Below are 22964 nucleotides of genomic sequence, written 5' to 3' on the forward strand. Positions count from 1 at the left end.
GCGTAGGTGGGAATCTATTTATGTCATTTCGAACGAACGTGAGAAATCTGTAAATTGGGATTTCTCAATCGTCCCGATGCTATCAGGACTCATTTCGAAATGACCGTACTTTAATTTTACTCTACCCAAGATTTGTAATACTTGCCATCATCAATCTTGAGGGCATTCTCGGTTATCTTTAATGGTTTAAAAGTGTCTATCATCACGGCGAGTTCCTCAGTGCCCTTTTTACCAATACTGGCTTCGTAGGTTCCGGGGTGTGGTCCGTGTGGGATCCCGGCAGGGTGCAATGAAATATACCCTGGTCCAATTCCGGTACGGCTCATAAAATCACCATCCACATAGTACAGCACTTCATCAGAATCTATGTTGGAGTGGTTATAAGGTGCTGGAATGGCCTTTGGATGATAATCATACAACCGTGGACAGAAGGAGCATACCACAAAGGCACTCGTTTCAAAGGTTTGGTGCACTGGTGGTGGTTGATGTACCCGGCCCGTGATGGGTTCAAAATTATGAATGGAAAAACCGTACGGATAATTGTAGCCATCCCAACCCACAACATCAAAAGGATGGGTCGCGTAGACCAACTGGTGCAACATGCCTTCCTTTTTGATTTTCATCAAAAACTCCCCGGTCTCATCATGGGACTCCAAGTCTTGTGGCAATTTATAGTCCCGTTCGCAGAAAGGCGAATGCTCCAATAATTGACCGAACCAATTCCGATAGCGCTTTGGTGTGTACATGGGGTGAAAAGATTCGGCATAGAGGATGCGATTGTCCTCCGTGTCAAACTCAATCTGATAGATCATTCCTCGGGGAATGATGAGGTAATCCCCATATTCAAAAGGGATATTGCCCAAAAAGGTCTTTAGGGTCCCAGAACCTTTGTGAATGAACAACATTTCATCCGCATCGGCATTTTTATAGAAATACGCCGTAAGGGATTTTCTGGGAGCCGCCAGTCCAATATGGACATCATTGTTGACCAAAAGCGGTTCACGGGATTCCAAGAAATCGTCCTTGGGTTTCACATCAAAACCAATGAGCTTGCGGCTGGTGATGTTCTTGTCCATAGCAATCTTTGGGCGTACATCCACGGCCTGGCCAATCTCCTTGACCTGCGTAGGGCGATGGATATGGTAGAGCAAGGACGACATCCCATCAAAACCTATAGTGCCAAATAATTGCTCATAATAGAGCCCACCCTTGGGTTTCTCGAATTGGGTGTGTCGCTTTTGCGGTATTTTCCCGAGTTTATGATAGATAGGCATTTTTTAAGTTTTAAGTTATCAGTGCTAAGTGTTGAATAGTGGGTACACTGCCCTACTTAAAATTCAATATTTATAATTTACAACTATTAATGCAATGTTCCCCGAAGCTCTTGTTCGCGCTCAATGGCTTCGAACAGTGCCTTAAAGTTACCTTTTCCAAATGATTGTGCACCCTTTCTTTGAATGATTTCAAAGAACATGGTGGGTCTGGGTTCCACGGGACGGGTGAAGATCTGTAGCAAATAGCCCTCATCATCACGGTCTACCAAAATACCCAGCTCTTTCAAAGGGGCAATATCTTCATCTATTTTGCCCACACGGTCGGTCACGGCCTCGTAGTAGGTGTCCGGTACACGTAGGAATTCAACTCCGCGACTTCTAAGATCTCGGACGGTTTGGATGATATCATCCGTAGCCACGGCGATGTGCTGTACCCCTTCGCCTTCATAAAAATCGAGGTACTCCTCTACCTGTGATTTTTTCTTTCCTTCCGCAGGTTCATTGATGGGGAATTTGATACGGCCATTGCCATTGCTCATCACCTTGCTCATCAAGGCAGTGTATTCTGTAGAGATGTCATTGTCATCAAAAGAAAGGATGTTCTTAAAGCCCAAGACGTTTTCGTAGAACCCTACCCAATGGTCCATCTTGTTCCAACCTACATTGCCCACCATGTGATCAACATATTTTAGACCGGTGGAAGTAGGGTTGTAATCCGGGGTTTCCCATTTTTTGAAGCCAGGAAGAAATACCCCATCGTAATCTTTGCGTTCCACAAAAACATGCACGGTTTCACCATAAGTGTATATACCGGAGCGTACCACTTTTCCCGTAGCGTCTTCTTCCACTTTGGGCTCCATGTACGATTTGGCGCCACGTTCCATGGCAGTATTATAGGCATAGGTAGCATCGTCTACCCACAGGGCTACTACTTTTACCCCATCGCCATGTTGGTCAATATGTTTTCCAATTTGGGTCCCGCTTTTTAGGGGAGAGGTAAGGATCAATCGGATTTTATCCTGTACCACCACATAGCTTTCACGGTCTTTTAACCCAGTTTCCAGCCCGGCATAGGCCAGAGATTGGAAACCAAAGGCGGTTTTGTAGAAATGGGCGGCTTGTTTGGAGTTGCCTACGTAAAGCTCAATATAATCTGTACCGTTTATCGGCATAAAATCTGTTGCCTGATCGGATGTTTTGTGAAGTGTTGATGTTTCCATGATGATGAATATTTTGAGTTCTCAAATAATTTTGTTGTCAATGCAACAAAAATAATTATTTAAATGGAACGGAATCGTTTTCTCCGTTAAATTTTAGGTTAAAATTGGGAGCCATGGTACAGGGAAGGGCAAGACCCATAAAAAGGGAATCCCTATTTTTGTTGGAACATAAAAACTGATGCTTAACCATATAGATGACATACAGGGGATTGGATTGCACTTGGATTTGGTCCTTCGCAAGATTCAAGACGCTTATTTGAGAACCTTTGAGGAGTTGGGTGTTGAAATGACGATTGAACAGTGGGTGATCTTGCACCGCATCTATGAGTTGGGCGATGAGGCCAGCCAACGGGACATTGTACGTAGCAATTTCCGAAATAGGGCCACAACTTCACGGGTCATTGGTGGGTTGGAACGAAAGGGCTGGATTGCCAAAACCCGTTTTGATGGCGACCAAAAACGATTTAAGCTGGAGTTTACCTCCAAAGGTCAAGAGGTGATTGACCTCGTATTGCCGCACGCGCTCCAATTGCGGAAATTGGCAGTAAAAAATCTGGGGCCAAATGAGTTTGAGATCTTTTTAAAGGTCTTGGACCAAATAGGGGAGAACTACGAGCAAAGTTAAGGTCACTTTGCCACCATCAACTGTATCAAGGTGGCCAGACCGATTAGAAGAATGAACAGCAGGCTCAAGCTCCTAAATTTGTCTTGTGGAATGTACGCCAGTATCTTTTTGCCCAAATAGGTCCCTATCAACCCAATGGCGAACAAAAAGGGGAGGTAGGTGAGTTCCTGTTTCCCGATATATCCGTTGTTATAGTAGACAAAGGTTCGGGAAAAATCAATCAAAAAATCAATAAATGCCGAAGTGGCAATAAACGCATGCTTTTCCAGATTGAAAGCGGCCATCGTCAACCCCCGTATGGCACCGCCGGTTCCCAAAAGCCCTGCGGAAAAGCCCGAAAGTGTCCCCCCGATGACCGCATTCCGTTTATTGGGCAGCACCACGATCTCTTTTTTAATGAGGAACAATAGGCTAAAGACCACCAAGAAAACACCGAGAACCAAGGTAAGGGCATAGCCATCCACCAGTTTTGAGAGAAATCCGCCGACAATCACAAAAAATACAGAGGGAACCCCTATGTACAGCAAGAGTTTTTTGTCCAACCCTTTCTTGAACAAAAAGATCTTGCTCAGGTTGCTGGATAGATGGAAAATGGCCGTCATGCCCAACACCGAATAAAAATCAAAGTAAAAGTTGCCCAAGGGCACAAAAAAGACCGAAGACCCAAAGCCACCAATGGTCCCAATGATTTCGGCAACCAAGGCCAGAAGCAGAAAAAAATAATTGACTTTCATGGGATTTTGGTCGGTTGTTGCGTCACAAAGAAAGGATAGTTTACAAAATATTAACCTAAAATAAGCCTAAATTCCATCATATGGGTAATACAGCATAGAAACTGGTGAATTCTATGGACGCACGCATTTCAAATCCACCGCAACTTTGCCCTTGTATAATTTTAATATACAGGATTATGAAAAAGACAAGATTTTATCCAACAATATGGAGCACAGTACCTTTCACGCCCAGCATCATGGCCGATTGGTACGCGCCACAGAACGGAAGCAAGGAGCTGATCATGAAAAACAATGCGGCCACCTCGCTCAAGGTTTCTGAAATGACCCTGAACATTGTAAAATTGGCAGCCGTGGATATGGATGGGAAAGAACACCAGGTCGTGGATTTTCCAGGACAGAATCCTGTGGTGCTAAAAGGTATCTCTTCGGGATGTTTCCTACGTTCCAAGAGCCTGCTAGCCCTGCCGAAGGGAAAATATACCGCCCTACGCTTTTATTTGGCCGGCTGGGGCAACCAGTTCATCTATAGGGATGGGGTGGAAGAATCTGCCAACTCTTTTGACAGCTTGGACTTTGCCGTGGAAAATGGCTTTGAAATTGATGGAAACGAATTGGCCGAGGCAAAATTATGGTTTGACTTTGCTCCCTACCAGTGGAAGCGACACTTTAAACCGTTATCGGATTTGTTTAAAGGGAGCAAAAGTCCCAAACCCAGATTGGCCAACAGTTTTGGCAACTAACATGTTTTGAGCAAATGAAAAAGGCACCTTTTAAGGTGCCTTTTTTGATTCTAGAGGTTGGGACGGATGTGAAATCACGCATTTGCAAGACTGTTTATTTTGTTGAAAGCGAACTTTGGGGCGATCCTTGAGATTTTGTAAAGCAATTTTACGCCTGCAATCCTCACCTCGGGACTGCCTTTTTGTAGCCCTGCAAGCATTCCATCCACAGCTTTTTCGGTGGAGATGGCGATTTTGGGCGGATTACCCTTGTGCCATGGGGTGTTCACCACTGGGAACATGACCTCAACGGTCCGCACCTTACCAGTTTCCGTTTTGCTCCGGAAGACTTGGGTGAAGGAGTGGAGGGCTGCTTTTGTGGCATTGTAAAAAGGATAATCTGCCCGAGGGGTGTAAATAAGGCCGGTGGTGACATTGATGATGTGTGCATCTGCGTTTTGTTGCAATTGCGGATACAGAAAATGGATCAGCCGAAGCGGGGCCAAAAAATTCGTCTCCACTTCCTGTTCCGCCATTTCCATAATGTGGTCCGTGGTGAGAAAATCAACCTTATGGACCAAGGCCGCATTGTTGATGAGTACATTGGTTTCAGGGTACTTCTCCATCACTTCTTGGGCCAATGCTTTGCATTGCTCTTTTTGGGAAAGGTCGCATTGGATGGTTTCCAGTTGGGGAAGCTCTGCTTTGGCCCGTTCCAACTTTTGTGGGGAACGCCCACAGATGATGACCTTGTTTTGGTTGTTGATCAGGCGTTTGCTGAGTTCAAGGCCAATGCCCGAACTTCCGCCCGTAATCAAAATGGTGTTGCCGGATAGTTTCATGTTTTTTGCATTTACAGTTGATACGCACCAAAAGTAAATCGGTGGAACCGGCACGGCATTGATGTATGTTAAGTCTGCATATTTTTCCGGATTCGACTGAGACTTTCCGGCTGAATGCCCAGATAAGAGGCAATAATGGTCTGGTTGATCCTTTTGTCGATGTTGGGATATTCCTCTAAAAAATCCAGATATCGGGTTTCGGCATTCAAGAGCAAGAGGTCCCGTTCCCTTTTTTCTTTTTTGGAAAATCCCTTTTCAATGGATTTCAACAAGAATTTCACCCAAAACACATCCGTTTCAAAAAGTGCGAGCCATTTTGGGTAGGGAATGACCAAAATTTCGGCATCTTCCATCGCCTCGATAAAAAAATGGGAAGGGGTATTGGAGGTCATGGCCGAGTAGGAGCTGATAAAATCATGCTCCATGATGATGCCCTTGGTGAACTCGTTCCCCTTGGGGGTGATGTACACATATCTGAACAGTCCCGATTTTACAAAGGCAAAGCCTTTGGGGATTTCCCCTGCCCGGACAAAGTAATCGCCCTTTTGTAGGGTTTTCACCTGACCTATGGCGAGCAGTTGTTCCACTTTGTCCTTGGGCAATATCTGTTGCAGCACTTCTTTCATGAACTGCCCTAAAGATACTAATGATCGGGATTGCAAAGACCTATGCTTGCGCAGATTTGCTTTTGGGCCTTCTGATTTTTATGTTCCAATAGGTGGTGTAAAGGGTTCCCAACACGGTAGGAGCAATCCATACAATGAGCGATTGTATGCCCGTGCCCACCACCAGAAATGCCGTTATAGATGCGATCAAAGCTCCGTTCATTCGCCCTAAATGACTGATGAGCCAAGCATTTTTCTTCTTGGAAAAGGTTCGGAACATCCAAAAATCACTGAGCGAAAGAAAGGCCCCAAACCCTCCAAAGAAAATATAGAGAACGGCCCCGTCCAATTGCTGGAATACCCCAATGCTTCCGATTACGATCATAACCACTGATGCGGCCAACATCAAGCCAGAAATGGATTTATCCCGAAAATCTGCCTTTTTCTTGGTCCTGTCTTTAAAAGTGAGGGCCCTGTTCCCGGCCAGCACCATATAAATGGTGAACAGTCCAATGAGGAACAGGAATAGGTTTTTGTGGTTGGGCATTTGGGAAATGAACATGGCCATGGACGAACTTGTTATCATGGCATAGGAGAACACCCTACCCAATTTTTTGTGCAGGGAGCTTCCCTTTTTAACAATAATGCTCCCAATGCCGGTGAGCAGTCCCACCCCGCCAAAAAAGGCATGGATGTAGATTAAAATGGTAATGACCTGTTCCATGTTGGTTGATTTAGTGTTATGGTCCAAAACTAAAACCGACCAGCATGTTTATGCAATGTAAATACCCCAACTGTTGTTTTTTGGGGATGGATTGTACAAAACACTATTGCATAATCAAAACAAGTGGTTTATACACTTTCCCCATTGTAAAAATTGGAAAGGATGGACTCCAGTTCCTCCTTGCCGGCCACAATGCCCTCAATTTTGTCCCAAAGCGCTTCGGGGAGCAAGGGGCGAAGGGCCTGTTGCCGTTTGGTGATGTTCCCGAACACCTTTTCAATTTTTTTGTCCCACACCTTGTAGTATTTCCGCAGGTCGTCCGGGTACACGATTTTGCGGCGGGTGCCCTCATCGGCTGCCCTAAAGGGCAGGGGAATGTTGAGGTAGCCATAGTCGTCCGTCAGTTGTTCCCCGGGCTGTATGTCACGGATGGCGATCTCAAAATCGTAGGCCGTGGTCAGGCAATTGGAGTTGAAACTGTGGTTCACGTACCGCCCGTTGTCCCAACAGAGGATGTAATTGCCCTTGTTGTTGCGAAAGGTGTAGGTGTCCAAGATGTTTTGGTAAATGGGGTCCATTTGTTGGAGCTCCAAAGGGGTGAACTCGCGGTCCAAGCAGTCCAAGACCCATGTGATGGTGCCCGCAGGGATGAACTTGGTGGCCACTACGCCATAGCCGATCTCATTGCTGATAAACTTTAATTCTGTATCTGGATGAATCATTTTATATCCTTGAATTTTTAGTTGAAGGTATAAAATTGTTCAATCCGTTGATGGAAATTTTAGGGGTGTGACTGTGTGATTTTTTTAGGGTAAAAAATCCTATTCCCCACTCAGGCGCTTGAGTTTTTGCAAGACTTCATACACTGAAAAGCTGCGGGCAAAGCGGTACATTTCTTTGCTGTCTGCCTTGAGAATTACGACCGGGAGGGTGAAGACCATGGATTGCCCGGTAAACTCCACTTCCTCCTCTACATCCACCACACGAATGGCTACCTTGGGAAAATTTTCTTGAACGGCTTCCAACAACTTTGGTTTTAGCACTTTGCAGACCCCACAGGTTTTGCCGGTAAAATAGAGGAGTTCAATGTTTTGTGTTTCCATGGTGGGAAGGTTGTCTTTAATGTCCATATATCAGCCAACAGCTAGGGTCAAATTTCATTGCTGTCAGGTAATGTTGCTGAGGAATCCATCTTACTGACTACAATTGCCATCAATTAGGTCTTGTAGGCTAGGGTTGAAAGCATTAAACTGTATACTATAAATACCCGGAAAGTCATTGTCCATCATTGGTTTAATTCCGCATAGATCGGTTAGGGTGGAGTTTCCATCTATTGTTAGTGACTCATTAAGGGTGGTTAAAGAACTTAATCCATCCAAATTAGCCAAGGAGTCATTGCCATCAATCTTTAATCCGGCTTCAATTCTCACAATATTCTCGAGTCCATCGACGCTGGTCAATGCAGAATTTCTGGAAATCACTAGGGAGCCGATGATCTGTTCAAGGTTGTTGAGCCCACTGAGATCACTCAATGAAGAATTATCGTTAATCATTACTTGCTCATCAATTTGTACAACGTTATTAAGCCCTTCCAAGCTGGTCAATAATGGATTCTCGAAAATTAACAATCCCCCATTGATTATCTCAAGTTTGTTGAGCCCCTCAATACTTGTAAGGATGTCATTCGAGCTTATCCTAACCAATGTGCCAACGGTCGAGAGGTTGCTCAATCCATCAAGATTGGTCAAGGACGGATTAAGGTATATGGTCAAGTTTAAACCTATCGTAGTCAGATTGGAAAGTCCGTTGATATTCTGTAGTAAAGGATTGGAAATAATATAAAGTCCATAACCAGTGGATGTCAAGCTGCTTAACCCATCAATATTTTCTAGAATGTCGTTAAAATCAACGGCCAAATAACCACCAATTGTGGTGAGATTTTCAAACCCATCCAAGTTCTTCAATTTAGGGTTTGAAGCAATGCTCAAGTAACCTCCGATTTCTTGAATGCCTTGGAGAGCTTTTAGGTCGGCCAAGTCAGTATTGTATTGAATTTCAATGCTCCCTCCTATATTGGTCAGATTCTCCAAGCCATCAAGACTGGTCAGGGTAAATACGCTTCTTACATAGAAATTCTGATCTACGGTTTCCAGATTTTTTAAAGGCTCCAAACTGTATATACTGTTCTCTTGGGCAATAATTCCAAAATGACCGGCAACTCTTGTGTAGCCCTGATCTCCAAAATCATTGACTTGTTGTTGGGTGCTTAAATAGATATCCCCTTCATAAACCAAGGAAGGAGCTTTTTCGGTGGTGAAGATCACTTCGTTGCCATATGCGGTTCCCTTGCTGTTGGTGGCATAGGCCCTTAGATGGTATTCCGTGTTTGCCGATAAATTGGTCAAAGAGCTTGTAAAACTACCTGTCCCTGTGCCATTGGTGGTCTTACTGTCCGCTACGGTAGGGTTGGCCGAAGTGCTCCAACAAACGCCCCTTGCCGTAATCGTGGCACCACCATCGTTGGTGACATTGCCCCCACTGCTGGCGGTTTCCCCATCAATTTCCGAGACCGTTGAAGTAGTGAGCGTGGGCAGGGCAACCGGGGTCTCGTTTTCTATGGGATCGGAACTGTCTTTGGAACAGGAAAAAAAAGTAAAGGCAATAAGGAAGGTGAGGATAATCGGCTTCATGTAGGCTAAGGTTGAACAGTTTTTGTTTTAATGGACAAAAGCCTTCAAGATAACCATTTTGGATTTATTTCCGCTTCCCCCGCAACTTTTTCACTTCCTCTACGGTAAGGCCGGTGGAGTTGGCAATGGTTTCCACATCCACTCCGTTGGCCTTGAGTTGCCGGGCGATTTCCAATTTTTCCTTCCGTTGCGCTAGGGCGGCGGCCTCTTTTTTATAGCGTTCCTTGAGCACGTAGTTGGGCACGTACTGGGTGCTTTCGGCCAGTTCTTCCATAAGCCCCATGTTCTTAAAGCTCACGTAGCTCTCGGTGGTAATGATCAAGTGGTCCAGCACCTCGGTGTTCACAATAATGCCCACTTGTATAAGGCGGTCGGTGATGTCCTTGTCCACCTCGGTGGGCACCAACTCGCCCGATGGGTGGTTGTGGCACAGGACGATCTTTACGGCCCTTTTCTGGAGCGCCAGGCTAAAGACCTCCATGGGTTCGGCCAGGGCGCGGTTCACCGTGCCCAGACTGATCAGCTCTATAAAAAGGATGCGGTTGTTGTTGGCCAGCCCGATGACCCAAAAGTGCTCGCGGTCCTGGTCTATCTTGTCCTCACGCAACAGAATGCGCTGCATGATGCCATAAATATCGAAAGCGTTGAGGATTTTGATCTTTTCGGCTTTAGTGAGTTTAATGTCCATGTTCTAAAGATAGCATTTTGTAGGATTTGGGTTTGGGGAGGTTTCAATAAGAATAAATATACTGGATATTATTTACGCCGTCTCTTTTGCATTAAGATTTTCACATCGGAATAGAGGTATAGTCCTACGATGATCAATACGACAAGTACTGTAAAATAACCTTTCGCGGGGAGGGTGAAAAAAATAGAGACAAGAATCAAAAAAAGTGAAAGAGGGTACATGATCAAACGAACCATTATTTTTTTCCAGCCCCATTCTTTTTTGGTTTCGGAATGTTCGATTTCCATATCCAAAAGTTCATAGATCTCTTTCAGTTGCATTTTCATCTCCATTTTATAGATTTTGAAGCCAATCAGGATAAGAGTTCCGAGAAAGATAAGGCCTATCAAGATTTGTGGCCAGTGTTCCAATACGTCAAAATCGTCGAAAATCCAATAAAACCATGGAATACAGGTCAGAAGGCAGAATAGGCTCAGGAATAATCTGCCCACTGGGTTGATACGATCCGAAATATTGACCAAATGGCCTTCTTTGTTTAGATCGAACTGAAAAATGGGATAAAAAAATCCATTCCAAAAATTCATCCGCCAAACTTTGATTTCTCGATTCCCAATTTCTCCGGATGGTCGAAAATCTCTCTTTAAAATGTTCCAGAAATGGGTTTCAAAAGAATCGGTTTTTCTTTCTTCGATTAATTGGATGATGTCTGATCGGGTAATTTCCACGAAGAATTGTTCAGGATTTTGGTGTCTAGGCTAAAGATAGCATTTTGTAGGATTTGGCTTTGGGGATAATTTTTTGACTGGAGATATGCCTTCTACTAATACATGGCTTTACTCTATTTTTTCAGCGTAATCATATATAATTGGTAAACGGAAGTTTTCTTTATTGTTTTCGGTTAAAAAATGAAATTGCAATCCCCAACCATTATCAAAAGCCAAAACCCCATAATCTTTATTAAAAAGTAGAGGGCCCATACCATCTGGAATGGGCTCGGTTTCATATTTATCAAAGACCAATCCTTCTGTAAGATATATTTTCTCTTTCAAATGAAACTGCTCCGGTCCAAAGTATATCTTGTCCTGATTTTTTAGATAACTGAAAATCATGCTTTTTGTCGAATCTGCCAGATTTTTGTACTTGTATCGAACTAAGCTATCATTCTCTATTTTGGTCAGTTCAACCGAGTTGTCACGAACCAATTCCTCGAAATCAAAAACAATAAGTTCTCTTGAATATATGGTGGTAATATCATTTTTTGATTCGCATCCCATTATTATGAAAAGAGATATGTAAAAAAACTTTTTCAACATAGAATAAGCCGATTTTTCATCAATGCGCCTCCAACCAGTTCTCGCCCACGCCCACTTCCACATCCAAGGGCACGGAGAGTTTATAGGCGTTTTCCATTTCGGCCTTAATGAGTTTTTTCATCTCTTCCAGCTCGGGTTTGTAGCAATCGAACACCAATTCATCATGCACCTGCAACAACATCTTGGTCTTGTACTTTCCTTCGGAAAGCTTTTTGTGGATGTTGATCATGGCAATCTTGATGATGTCCGCCGCACTCCCCTGAATGGGCGCGTTCACGGCGTTTCGCTCCGCAGCGCCACGCACCACTTGGTTGCCGGCGTTGATGTCCTTCAAATAGCGTCTTCGGCCCAAAATGGTCTGCACATAGCCATGGTCCCGGGCAAAATCTATCTGCTCACTGATGTAGTTGCGCAGTTTGGGATAGGTCTTGTAATAGGTGTCTATGAGGTCCTTGGCCTCGGTACGGCTCAGGTCCGTTTGGTTGCTCAACCCAAAGGCCGATACCCCATAAATGATCCCAAAGTTCACCGTTTTGGCATTGCTACGCTGTTCGCGGGTCACCTCCCCAATCGGCACATTGAATACCTTGGATGCCGTGGAGGCATGGATGTCCTCCCCGTGTTTAAAAGCGGAAATCATGGTGTCCTCCTCGCTCAGGGCCGCAATGATGCGCAACTCTATCTGGGAGTAATCCGCAGCGAGCAGCACGTAGTTTTCATCCCGTGGGATAAAGGCCTTGCGCACCTGCCTTCCCCGTTCGGTACGGATGGGAATGTTCTGCAGGTTGGGGTTGTTGCTGCTCAAACGGCCTGTGGCAGCCACGGTCTGCATATAGTCCGTGTGCACGCGGCCCGTTTCTTTCTGTACCTCGTTGGGCAGGGCGTCCACATAAGTACTTTTGAGTTTGGCCAGTCCGCGGTAGTCCAACACATTTTGGATGATCTCATGGTCCTTGGCCAGATAGGAGAGCACGTCCTCCGCGGTGGAGTACTGTCCCGTTTTGGTCTTTTTGGGTTTGTCCACCAGTTTCAGCTTGTCAAAAAGGATGTCGCCCAACTGTTTGGGAGAGGCAATGTTGAATTGCTCCCCGGCCTGCTCGTAGATGTTCTTTTCCAATTCCGCAATGTCCGTTTCAAGGGCAGTGGAGAGGTCTTTTAGGTAGTCCTCATCCAGATTGATGCCTTCACGTTCCATATCGGCCAAGACGCGGAGCAGGGGCACTTCAATGTCCTCGAACAGTTTGTCCGTTTGGGCCTCTTTCAGTTCCGGAGCAAAGTGCAGCCCCAATTGAAAGGTGATGTCGGCATCCTCCACGGCATATTCCGTTTGTTTTTCCAAAGGCACCTGTCGCATGCTGAGCTGGTTCTTGCCCTTTTTGCCGATAAGTTCGGTAATGGAAACGGGGGTGTAGTTGAGGTAGGTCTCTGCCAGTACGTCCATGTTGTGGCGCATATCGGGGTTGATGAGGTAGTGGGCCAGCATGGTATCGAACAGCTTGCCCTTGACCTCCACACCATAGTTCTGCATAACCTTGATGTCGTACTTGAGGTTTTGCCCCACCTTTTCAATGCTTTCCGATTCAAAGAAGGGACGCAATTTTTCGATCAGGGGCATGGCATCGTTTTTCCCTTCGGGAAAGGGTACGTAAAATCCCTTTCCGGGCGACCAGCTAAAGGCAATCCCCACCAGCTCGGCCTCCAAGGGGTTGATGGAGGTGGTCTCCGTATCAAAACAGACGGTGGGCTGTTTCAGGAGTATTTCCAAGAACAGCTCCATGCCCAATCCATGTTGCACGGTCTGATAAAAATGGGGCACATCGGCAACGGTCTTTCGGCCGCTATGGTCCTTGATGGTGGCCGCAGCCTCGGCGGGGTCGCCCCCAAAAAGGGTAAATTGACCGCTTCCGGCCACTTTGGCCTCCTGTTTGGCGGTTTCGGTGCTGGTCACGGGAGCGCTGGGCTCAGTTTCCCCGGAGAAGATTTTAATGAACTGTTCCTTCAACCTACGGAACTCAAGCTCCTCAAAGATTTCCTGTACTTTTTCGGCATCGGGGGGACACATTTCGTAATCCTCGGCGTGGAACTGTACATCGCAATCAATTTTGATTTCGGCCAATTGGCGGGACAAACGGCCGAGCTCGGCGTTTTCCTCCACTTTTTCCTTCATTTTTCCCTTGAGCTGGTCTGTATTGGCCAACAGTCCTTCCAAAGAATCGAACTGCTCCAAGAATTTTTTGGCGGTCTTGTCGCCCACACCGGGCAGTCCGGGAATATTGTCGCTGGCATCGCCCATCATTCCCAAATAATCGATTACCTGTTCCGGACGTTTCACGCCGAAGCGTTTCTGCACTTCGGGGATGCCCCAGATTTCTATGCCGTTGCCCATTCGCGCCGGGCGGTACATAAAAATGTTCTCGCTCACCAATTGCCCAAAATCCTTGTCCGGGGTCACCATAAAGACCTTGTAGTTCTCTTTTTCGGCTTGTTTGGCTATCGTCCCGATAAGGTCATCGGCCTCATATCCTTCCAACTCCACAATGGGAATTTTCATGGCTTTGAGGATATCCTGGATATAGGGCACCGCAATGCGGATGGCGTCCGGGGTCTCGTCCCGGTTGGCCTTGTAATCCTCAAAAAGTTCGGTGCGCTCCACACTGCCACCCTTGTCAAAGGCCACGGCCAAATGATCGGGCTGTTCGCGTTTGATCACATCAAAAAGGGAGTTCACAAACCCCATAATGGCGGAGGTGTCCATTCCTTTGGAATTGATCCGTGGGTTTTTAATGAGGGCGTAATAACCCCTAAAGATCAGGGCGTAGGCGTCAAGTAGAAAAAGTCGTTTTTGTTCGGACATATTATTTTCAATGGTCAATTAACAATGTTCAGTAAGCAATTATCAATGAGCAATAGGCAGTTTTTAAAAGTACGAATTGTGGGTTAAAAATATCAAGGGTCAAGTTCAAGTTTCAAGTTCAAGAACAAAGAATCAGGAGCCAAGAGTTGATCAAAGTGTTTCTTTAACATATTTTCTGTATTTGGGACCAAAAAGTTTTTCATTTAAACAATGATCCGAAGGAAATACAGAAATCTTGATTTTTGGATTTTTAGACTTTAACCAATTAAAAAACTCAACAAATTGATCATCAAATGCAACAGTTTGAAATTTTATGGATTTAAGACCTGATTCAGTTTTAAACTTGATTCTGTTCATGGCTGGCTGTTTATGGGCTGAAATGTATTCAATACCAATCAAATCTGAATGGTTCAATCTAATTTTTTGATTTTTCAAATGGTATTCAATCAATATTTCATTTTCATTGAAAAAAATATCAAAAACAATATTTCTGATATACAGAACAATTAGTACAATGGCCAATAATGAGAATCCAACGGTAATGGTTTTAATAAATGTTGATTCAGATGTGGAGAAAATGGTATAACCAATTCCCATGCATGCTATCGAAGCAAAGATTGCTTCAAAAATAAAATAGCTGGAGGAAGAATGGTATTTGTGCATTTTATTGTCCAATTCAAACTTTCTTGGTTCCAAAAATCTAACAGCGAAGCGCTCTAAAATCTAGAAGCGCAGCGGTCTTGTTTCTCCTACGACTTTTGATAAAAACTGCTCACCTGCCTGTTCTCGTGGCCGTTTTCACTGTACTCGCGATAGGTGAACCCAGGATGTACACAATAGCCTCCAGTTTCCCCATTTTTGTTGATAGCCAAGAAACCAATTTGGAAATCCTTACGGCCTTCATTTTTCTTCATGATGCGTTTTACACCTACCTCGCAGGCTTCTTGGGGGCTCATGCCTTGTCGCATCAATTCCACGATCAAAAAACTGCCCACGGTACGGATCACTTCTTCACCAACACCGGTGGCCGTAGCACCACCCACTTCATTGTCCACATACAATCCGGCACCGATAATGGGGGAGTCGCCCACACGACCGGCCACCTTGTAGGCCATTCCACTGGTGGTACAGGCCCCGGCTATGTCGCCGTTGGCGTCAATGGCCAACATGCCAATGGTATCGTGGTTTTCTATGTTGATGGTGGTCTCGTACTTTGAAGTCTTGAGCCATTCCTGATATTGTTTCCGGGTACTTTCGGTGAGCAGGTCCTCTTTTTGAAAGCCCTGTTCGTAGGCAAACTTTTCGGCACCCTTGCCCGCTAAAATAATATGGGGGGTTTCTTCCATTACTTTTCGGGCCACGGAAACGGGGTGGGCAATGTTCTGAAGGTAGACCACGGAACCACAATTACCATCCTTGTCCATGATGCAGGCATCCAAGGTTACGTTGCCGTCACGGTCGGGGCGGCCTCCTTTTCCTACGGTCTCGTTGGTCACATCAGCTTCTTCTATCATGACGCCCTGTTCCACGGCATCCAAAGCGGAACCTCCGCTGTTCAATACTTCCCAAGCTTTGGCGGTGGCGTTGCCAAAGTTCCAGGTGCATACCGCAATGGGTTTTACGGCTTGGATGGGGGGAACGGCTTCGGGGGTCTTATTTTCGTCTTTGCATGAGGCCAATACGGGAACTGACAGCAATCCTGCAGTGGTAAGGCTTGAATTTTTAAGGAATTTTCGTCTTTGCATTGAAGGGTTGTTTATTTTTAGGTTTTAAAGATAGGAATATGCTTGTAGAAGTTTGTGCCAATTCGTTGGAATCGGCATTGAATGCCCAAAAAGCAGGGGCGGACCGTATTGAATTATGTTCGGAACTGGGGGTTGGCGGGGTGACCCCGTCCCATGGTTTGCTTGAGCTGGTCCAACGCGACTTGAAGATTCCCGTCCATGTGCTCATCCGTCCCCGAAGTGCCCATTTTACCTATTCCGATGCTGAGTTTGAGGTGATGAAGGCGGATATCGTCCAATGCAAAAAAATGGGAGTGAAAGGTATTGTCTCAGGAGTGCTTTTGAAAGATGGTACTTTGGATGTGGAACGGACCCGCGAACTGGTCACCTTGGCCAAACCGCTACATTTTACGTTTCACCGTGCCTTTGAATGGATACCCAATCCGCTTGTGGCTTTGGCTGAATTGGAGGCCATGGGCGTGGATACCGTTTTGACCTCGGGCGGGAAGACATCGGCTGAGAAAGGAATTAAGAACCTTGAGGCATGGCAACAACAAACCTCCATGACCATTATGGCCGGGGGAGGGGTGGCTCCACAGAATGCACCAATATTCAAAGCAATAGGTCTGAGTGCGATACATTGTTCGGGAACTTCTTTTGGAAATCCAGCGGATGTTGCTGGGAAAATCAGTATGAATTCTTCCAAACATTTAGCAGAGGATGAGGTGGCGGTAACAAATGAAGCAGTTGTTCGTCGTATCATTCAAGCCGTTAAATAAATCCAAAAACCCTATTTTTTAGAAGTTTAGCGATAATTTTGTAAAAAAAATTGCATGTCTCGTTTTATCCTATTGGGAATTCTTTATATAGTTTTTGCCATTTATGGCTTTCAGGCTTTCAGGACGTTGTTTAAGAGTCCGTGGATGCATTGGGCCTATGGAATTCTGTTTTTAGGCGCGCTGTTGTTTGTGGCCATAAAGATCATCACCTATGTGCCCGGTGATGGAATTCGTGGTGCGGTAGCTTTATCCGCAGGGATTTTCTTGGCATTTTTCCTCTTGGCATTGGTTCTTGGATTTTTTCTATTGCTTGAGGATGTAGTTCGTATTGTGGCATTCGGCTATAACAAAATTGTGGGGAGTGCTCCAGCTGAGACAGGTTATTTTCCATCTAGGCGAAAGTTCCTGAGTGGTTTGGCCCTGGGATTGGCCTCCATCCCGTTTGGGGCTATGCTCTATGGCATGTACCGGGGAAAGTATAATTATCAGGTGCTCAAATACGAGGTAGAGTTCGATGACCTTCCAGATGCTTTTGATGGATATCAGATTACCCAGATTTCCGACGTGCATAGTGGGAGCTTTGATAATTTTAGAAAAGTGGCCTATGGCATAGACCTGATCAATGCCCAGCAAAGTGATGTGATTTTCTTTACGGGTGATTTGGTGAACGATAGGACTTCTGAAATGGAACCTTGGAAAGAGGTCTTCTCCCGTTTGGAAGCCAAGGATGGAAAGTTTTCCATCTTGGGCAACCATGATTATGGGGATTACACTTCTTGGGAATCCGAAGCGGCCAAGGCCCAAAACTTGGAAGATCTTAAGGTGATGCAAAAGGAAATGGGGTTTGATCTTATCTTGAATTCCAACCGCTATTTGGAAAAGGACGGCCAAAAAATAGCCCTTTTGGGTGTGGAAAACTGGGGCCGGGGTGGCTTTAAAAAGGCCGGAGATCTCCAAATGGCCAAAGAAGGGGTGGATAAGGACGATTTTAAAATACTGTTGAGCCATGACCCTTCCCATTGGGAAGATGTGGCCTTGCAGGATGACTATCACTATCATTTGACCTTAAGTGGACACACCCACGGTATGCAGTTTGGTGTGGAGATCCCTGGGTGGATAAAGTGGAGTCCTGTTAAATGGCGTTACAAATATTGGGCAGGGTTGTATAAGGAAATGGGACAGTTTATCAATGTGAACCGTGGTTTTGGATTTATTGGATATCCGGGGCGTTTTGGTATTTGGCCCGAAATCTCCGTAATAACCTTGAAGAAAAAGGCATTGTCCTAAAGCCCTTTTTCAAAACACCTTTCTTTATTTTTTATTGAAATACCCTAACATCCAATTGCAGAATTGATGGGTTATCTTTGGGCAATGTCTAAACCAAAAGAAATGCCATTAAAGATTTTGAAGATTGCCGCCATTTTATTTCTAATTGTATTGTTCGGGTCGTTTTTAGGGTACAACCCATCCCAAAATCCCAAATTGGTCTGGGAAGAAAATTTTGATCAAGAATCCTTGGACACTACAAAGTGGTCCAAAATCCCTAGAGGTGGAGCGGATTGGAATCGCCATATGAGTGATTATGACAGTTGTTATGCCCTTCGGGAAGGGAAGTTGGTTCTGAGGGGGATCAACAACACCTTCGTTGCGACAGATACTTCCAAATACCTCACAGGAGGGGTGTATACCAAGGACAAGGTGGGGTTTGGTCTGGGCAGGTTGGAAATACGCGCCAAATTAAACAGTGCCACAGGGGCTTGGCCAGCATTTTGGTTATTGGGCCAAGGGAAGAAATACCCTGGTGGGGGGGAAATCGACATTATGGAGCACCTTAATTTTGATGACACGGTCTACCAGACGGTCCATTCCACATATACGATCGATCTAAAGATCAAGGACAATCCGAAACACTACGGGACGGCACCCATCGACAAAGATGAATACAATACCTATGCCGTTGAAAAATATCAGGATAGTGTGGTGTTTTATGTAAACGACAAACGAACCTTTGCCTATCCTAGGATCGAGACGGACCAACCAGAACAGTTTCCCTATGCGGATGGAGATCATTATTTGCTTTTGGATATGCAATTGGGAGGCAGTTGGGTCGGTGGGGTGGAACCCTCCGAATTGCCTGTTGAAATGGAAATAGATTGGGTGCGGTTCTATACTTTTGAATAGGTCTTTGTATTCCTTGATGCTTTAGCAGAGAAAGGTTTAACGTGAATTTAACGAGCGTCAATGCGGTAAAGCTTTGACTTGATGTAAAACTTTAACAATTTTTCTTACTTTTGGTTGGTAAACCAGAGAATACACATGTCTAAATTTGGTGAACTCATAGATTTAAAGGTTCCAGTGCTACTGGACTTTTATGCAGAATGGAACGAACAATCCACTTCCATGCATCCTGTTTTGCGCGATGTGGCGGCAGCCCTCGGCGACAAGGGAAAAGTAATTAAGATTGATGTGGACAAAAACAAAGAATTGTCACAAGCCCTTAGAATAAAGGGATTGCCCACATTGATGATCTACAAAAAAGGAGAGATGGTCTGGCGACAGAGCGGCGAACAGGACGCCAATACGCTCATCGGCATACTCAACGAATATATTTAATAAAAAAGTGAGGTTTTTACCTCGCTTTTTTTATGGTTATTCCAATGCTGTGGAATCTTCTACGGGATTCAAGGTGTCCAAGGGAATGGAGTCTTCCAAATCTGGATTAGGTTCCATGGTCGGTTCTTCAAAAGTATCATCCTCATCACCTACAAATTGGGAAAACTTGTCGATATACTCATTGAAAATGAGGGTTTCGGATTCGGCCAGTTCCCTGTCCTGGTTTTCAATAAGGATGTCAATATTCCTTCTGTAGGCCTGCATATCGGCCAGAATATCATCAATTTTGCCATATTGTTCATCCAAGGGAGTTCCGGCATAGTACTCCAATCGCTCTTGATAGACTTTCTTCAGTTTTTCAAATAGGGCCCTTGCCTTGTCGGTGTCGCCCACTTTGTAATATCCATCCACAAAAGGCTCCACAAAGGCGTAGAAACCGTATTTGTCAACCGGCATATTGGTCATGGCAATTTCTATCACCTCACGGGCCTTGTCTATTTTGTTTTCCGCGATCAAGGTTTCCATCAATCGGGCCAGATTCCCTCTAAAGGAAAGGCCTTGGGAACGGGTCTGGGGATCGTGGTAGATTTTATCACTGCCCGAATTGCCCCAGTCCCATTTCTTCACAATATCAAACATCAGGTCGGTGTCAATGCGTCCCATTTCAAAGGAATTTCGACTTTTTGTCTTGATGGGGACCAATTTGTACACCAGACCATCCAATTGAAGGTAATCCTTCATCCAGATATATTCGGCACTGTCAAAACTACCCCCGGAAAAATAGATGGGTCGTTTCCAATCGTTGTTGGCAATAAGGTCCAGCATTAGGATCCTATTTTTGGGAAGGGCGCTTTGTGGGAGGTCTATATCGATATAATCCAAAATTAAGGCAGAATCCTTTTCCTTGACCAAACCACTTTCCAAAACGTTTTTTTTGTTGACCGGGATACGGATTTTGTTGGTGGGATAATATACAATGTCCAGTGTGCTTGCTGGGTATTGACTGATATCCGCTCCGCGACTCTCCATAATGTGCCTATACTTGGTCTGGGGCTTGTCGCTTCCCACCCAGTTCATGAAATCCTTGATGTTCCAACGGCTATCGGTAACATTCTGATAATAGATGGCGTCCCGGGAACCATAACGGTATTTGTCATGGGTGAGTTGGGAGGGGATGGCCTCACTTTCATAGGCTTTGCGTTTCATCTGGTCGATGTACCAATCGGTGGCAAAAAGACTGGTGTTCACTACCCGGACATCGGTTCGGTACTGCTCAATTTCCTGAACGTACCACAAAGGAAAGGTGTCATTGTCCCCAATAGTGAACAGTATGGCCCCGGCATCTTCCTGACAAGAATCCAAATAAGCCTTGGCCGTGGATTGTGCGGTATAACGCCCAGAACGGTCATGATCGTCCCAATTCTCCGCAGCCATCAAGAGAGGTACGCCCAATAGGCACAGGGATGTGATCAAGGGGGCCGCTATCTTGGCGGACAACAATTTTTTAAATTCTTCGAACAGACCATACACACCCAAACCTATCCAAATGCAAAAGATGTAGAAGGACCCCACGAGCGAATAGTCTCGTTCCCTAGGCTGAAAAATATATGGATTGGTGTAGAACTGAATGGCCAGTCCGGTAAACATGAAGAACACGAACAAGACCCAAAAATGCTTGGGATTCCTTGAAATCTGAAATACAATGCCGATGATTCCCAAAAGCAGGGGAAGGAAGAAGTAGGTGTTCCGCGCCTTGTTGTTCTTCCATTCGCTCGGGAGGTTGTCTTGGCTACCCAATTGAAGGCTGTCCAGAAAGCCAATGCCACTGAGCCAATGCCCATTGTCATCATACCTGCCCTGGACGTCGTTTTGTTTGCCCACAAAGTTCCACATGAAATAGCGCATGTACATATATCCAAATTGGAACTCAAAAAGGTATCGTAGGTTTTGGCCTAGAGTAGGGGGCTCCACTTCTATATACTCCCCAAATTCACGTAAAAAGCGAATGTATTGTTCGGTATCCAACTCTCCTTGGTCATATGCCGTTTTAAATTGGCCTACCGCTTCGCGGAGATCGTTGTTGGAGATGTATTCGGATTTGATTCGGAAATCCAGTGCGCCAAAATAGCGCATGTAATTTTCGGCATGCTGATCACTCCACATACGCGGTAAGATGCCCACATGCTTTTCATTGGGACCCTGAAGTGCATTTTCGTAATGGTTTACAATGACATACTTGCCCAATTTAAGATCTTTCTCGTATTTAGGGCTTTCATCCTTGTCCTCGCCGGCAGGGGCAAACGTATCGGAGTAGTAGGCTCCATAAAATGGGCTTTCCACACCGGGGTATTGTTCCCGGTTGTAATAGGCCAAAAGGGCCCTGGCATCGGCCGGATTGTTTTCGTTTACCACGGTTTTGGCATTGGCCCGAATGGGTAACATCAACCAAGAGGAGAAACCAAGGAAGATGAACATGAGGCACAGCACAATGATGTTGCCTGTATAAAAATGGTGTTTTCGGGTATATCGGAGCCCAAAATAGAAGGCTGCAATAAAGAGCAATGCCATGATGATGGTCCCGGAATTGAACGGTAGGCCCACTTCATTGATGAAAAAGACCTCGCTCCATCCAAAAAGCTTGAGCACGTAGGTGAGCGAGAATTTATAGACCAGGATCAAAACACCGATAACGGCCATATTGGCCAAAAGAAAGTTTTTTACATTGGTCTGCTTGTATTTTTTGAAATAATAGAGCAATCCTATGGATGGAATGGCCAAAAAGCCCATGAACTGGATTCCAAAGGTTAGTCCGATCAAAAAGCAGATGAGCAATAACCAACGATGTCCCCTTGGGTCGTCCAGGTTGTCGGTCCATTTTAATCCCAACCAAAGTAGTAGGGCCATGATCAAACTGGCCATGGCATATACCTCGGTTTCCACGGCATTGAACCAAAAACTGTCTGAAAATGTAAAGGCCAAAGCGCCTACCAGACCACTTCCCAAAATGGCAATGGCCTTGCTATTGGTGATGGGTTTGCCCTTGGCCACCATCTTTTTCACTAAATTGGTGATGGTCCAAAAAGTAAACAGTACGGTAAAGGCACTGGATACGATAGATACCGCATTGACCATCAGTGCGATCTTGGAGGTGTCGCCAAAGGCGAACATGGCAAAAAAGGCTCCGATCATTTGCAATAACGGTGCTCCTGGAGGGTGTCCCACTTGCAGTTTTGCTGAAGTGGAAATGTATTCCCCGGCATCCCAAAAACTTCCAGTGGGTTCAACGGTTAGGGCATAAACGATAAATGCTATGGTGAAAGAAACCCACCCAAGGATGGTGTCCCATTTTTTGAAGTCTTTTGCAAACATAATGGATGGTGCTTAACCAGATTGGGGCGAATTTAGTAAATATCGGAGAGACGATTGCCCATTTTTGGAAAAGCTTTAACAGCACGATACAGAAAAATAGTTCGTAATCTTCCCAAAATATTTGTTGAAACAAAAGTTTGTTTTAAATTTGCACGCTCGAAAGCTGAATCAAGTTCAGCTAAATTATTTAC

22 protein-coding genes are annotated in these 22964 nt (G+C 45.1%); 6 read left to right on the forward strand and 16 right to left on the reverse strand.

From position 1 onward, the window contains the following. Window positions 1-116: 116 nt before the first annotated feature. Window positions 117-1274 carry a homogentisate 1,2-dioxygenase gene (locus tag ACPD8L_RS14685; RefSeq protein ID WP_421810816.1) on the reverse strand — a complete coding sequence of 386 codons (1158 nt, stop codon included), beginning with the start codon at window positions 1272-1274 and terminating at the stop codon, window positions 117-119. Window positions 1275-1360: 86 nt separating this feature from the next. Beyond that, window positions 1361-2494, reverse strand: coding sequence for a 4-hydroxyphenylpyruvate dioxygenase (hppD, locus tag ACPD8L_RS14690; protein WP_423944140.1), 1134 nt, complete (start codon window positions 2492-2494; stop codon window positions 1361-1363). 178 nt (window positions 2495-2672) lie between these two features. On the opposite strand from hppD, the gene ACPD8L_RS14695 reads away from it, so the two are divergent. After that, on the forward strand, window positions 2673-3119 hold the full coding sequence (locus ACPD8L_RS14695; RefSeq protein ID WP_116217186.1) for a MarR family winged helix-turn-helix transcriptional regulator: 447 nt from the start codon (window positions 2673-2675) through the stop codon (window positions 3117-3119). Window positions 3120-3121: 2 nt separating this feature from the next. Here the strand turns inward: ACPD8L_RS14695 and ACPD8L_RS14700 are convergent, their stop codons facing one another. Further along, window positions 3122-3853 carry a sulfite exporter TauE/SafE family protein gene (locus ACPD8L_RS14700; protein WP_423944143.1) on the reverse strand — a complete coding sequence of 244 codons (732 nt, stop codon included), beginning with the start codon at window positions 3851-3853 and terminating at the stop codon, window positions 3122-3124. Window positions 3854-4029: 176 nt separating this feature from the next. On the opposite strand from ACPD8L_RS14700, the gene ACPD8L_RS14705 reads away from it, so the two are divergent. After that, window positions 4030-4593, forward strand: coding sequence for a hypothetical protein (locus ACPD8L_RS14705; protein WP_421810818.1), 564 nt, complete (start codon window positions 4030-4032; stop codon window positions 4591-4593). Window positions 4594-4667: 74 nt separating this feature from the next. Here the strand turns inward: ACPD8L_RS14705 and ACPD8L_RS14710 are convergent, their stop codons facing one another. The 12 genes from ACPD8L_RS14710 to ACPD8L_RS14765 form a co-directional block, all read right to left on the reverse strand. Further along, a complete protein-coding gene (locus ACPD8L_RS14710) occupies window positions 4668-5414 on the reverse strand; it encodes an SDR family oxidoreductase (RefSeq protein ID WP_423944146.1) in 747 nt (248 codons plus the stop codon). Window positions 5415-5482: 68 nt separating this feature from the next. After that, the gene (locus ACPD8L_RS14715) at window positions 5483-6040 is read right to left on the reverse strand and encodes a Crp/Fnr family transcriptional regulator (RefSeq protein ID WP_423944149.1); all 558 of its coding nucleotides are present in this window, start codon (window positions 6038-6040) and stop codon (window positions 5483-5485) included. Window positions 6041-6080: 40 nt separating this feature from the next. Then, the gene (locus tag ACPD8L_RS14720) at window positions 6081-6743 is read right to left on the reverse strand and encodes a DUF2306 domain-containing protein (protein ID WP_423944151.1); all 663 of its coding nucleotides are present in this window, start codon (window positions 6741-6743) and stop codon (window positions 6081-6083) included. A gap of 128 nt (window positions 6744-6871) precedes the next feature. Beyond that, window positions 6872-7465: an SET domain-containing protein gene (locus ACPD8L_RS14725; protein ID WP_423944153.1), complete on the reverse strand. Its 594-nt coding sequence runs from the start codon at window positions 7463-7465 to the stop codon at window positions 6872-6874. A gap of 99 nt (window positions 7466-7564) precedes the next feature. Then, complete coding sequence (locus ACPD8L_RS14730) at window positions 7565-7846, reverse strand: thioredoxin domain-containing protein (RefSeq protein WP_421810823.1); 282 nt, start codon at window positions 7844-7846, stop codon at window positions 7565-7567. A 90-nt stretch (window positions 7847-7936) separates the two neighbouring features. Further along, the gene (locus tag ACPD8L_RS14735) at window positions 7937-9433 is read right to left on the reverse strand and encodes a hypothetical protein (protein ID WP_423944156.1); all 1497 of its coding nucleotides are present in this window, start codon (window positions 9431-9433) and stop codon (window positions 7937-7939) included. 64 nt (window positions 9434-9497) lie between these two features. After that, window positions 9498-10121, reverse strand: coding sequence for a JAB domain-containing protein (locus ACPD8L_RS14740; protein WP_423944159.1), 624 nt, complete (start codon window positions 10119-10121; stop codon window positions 9498-9500). A gap of 68 nt (window positions 10122-10189) precedes the next feature. After that, complete coding sequence (locus ACPD8L_RS14745; protein ID WP_421810825.1) at window positions 10190-10705, reverse strand: hypothetical protein; 516 nt, start codon at window positions 10703-10705, stop codon at window positions 10190-10192. A gap of 249 nt (window positions 10706-10954) precedes the next feature. Next, on the reverse strand, window positions 10955-11497 hold the full coding sequence (locus tag ACPD8L_RS14750; RefSeq protein WP_423944162.1) for a hypothetical protein: 543 nt from the start codon (window positions 11495-11497) through the stop codon (window positions 10955-10957). Then, window positions 11454-14288 carry a DNA polymerase I gene (gene polA / locus ACPD8L_RS14755; RefSeq protein ID WP_423944165.1) on the reverse strand — a complete coding sequence of 945 codons (2835 nt, stop codon included), beginning with the start codon at window positions 14286-14288 and terminating at the stop codon, window positions 11454-11456. The genes ACPD8L_RS14750 and polA overlap by 44 nt, the downstream gene beginning before the upstream one ends. 150 nt (window positions 14289-14438) lie before the next feature. Continuing rightward, complete coding sequence (locus ACPD8L_RS14760) at window positions 14439-14963, reverse strand: hypothetical protein (RefSeq protein ID WP_147300823.1); 525 nt, start codon at window positions 14961-14963, stop codon at window positions 14439-14441. A 74-nt stretch (window positions 14964-15037) separates the two neighbouring features. Further along, window positions 15038-16033 carry an isoaspartyl peptidase/L-asparaginase family protein gene (locus ACPD8L_RS14765; protein ID WP_423944169.1) on the reverse strand — a complete coding sequence of 332 codons (996 nt, stop codon included), beginning with the start codon at window positions 16031-16033 and terminating at the stop codon, window positions 15038-15040. A gap of 38 nt (window positions 16034-16071) precedes the next feature. Here ACPD8L_RS14765 and ACPD8L_RS14770 point away from each other — a divergent pair, with 38 nt between their 5' ends. The 4 genes from ACPD8L_RS14770 (at window position 16072) to ACPD8L_RS14785 (ending at window position 19404) form a co-directional block, all read left to right on the forward strand. After that, a complete protein-coding gene (locus ACPD8L_RS14770; RefSeq protein WP_423944171.1) occupies window positions 16072-16791 on the forward strand; it encodes a copper homeostasis protein CutC in 720 nt (239 codons plus the stop codon). 54 nt (window positions 16792-16845) lie between these two features. After that, window positions 16846-18078 carry a metallophosphoesterase gene (locus ACPD8L_RS14775; protein ID WP_423944174.1) on the forward strand — a complete coding sequence of 411 codons (1233 nt, stop codon included), beginning with the start codon at window positions 16846-16848 and terminating at the stop codon, window positions 18076-18078. Window positions 18079-18180: 102 nt separating this feature from the next. After that, on the forward strand, window positions 18181-18972 hold the full coding sequence (locus tag ACPD8L_RS14780; RefSeq protein ID WP_423944176.1) for a glycoside hydrolase family 16 protein: 792 nt from the start codon (window positions 18181-18183) through the stop codon (window positions 18970-18972). A gap of 135 nt (window positions 18973-19107) precedes the next feature. Further along, entirely contained in the window at window positions 19108-19404 is a 297-nt protein-coding gene (locus ACPD8L_RS14785) for a thioredoxin family protein (protein WP_036382448.1), read from the forward strand. A 36-nt stretch (window positions 19405-19440) separates the two neighbouring features. Here the strand turns inward: ACPD8L_RS14785 and ACPD8L_RS14790 are convergent, their stop codons facing one another. Further along, the gene (locus ACPD8L_RS14790) at window positions 19441-22773 is read right to left on the reverse strand and encodes a glycosyltransferase family 117 protein (protein WP_423944181.1); all 3333 of its coding nucleotides are present in this window, start codon (window positions 22771-22773) and stop codon (window positions 19441-19443) included. Window positions 22774-22964: the final 191 nt, after the last annotated feature.

This window comes from Flagellimonas algicida (assembly GCF_049629585.1).
Classification (GTDB): domain Bacteria; phylum Bacteroidota; class Bacteroidia; order Flavobacteriales; family Flavobacteriaceae; genus Flagellimonas.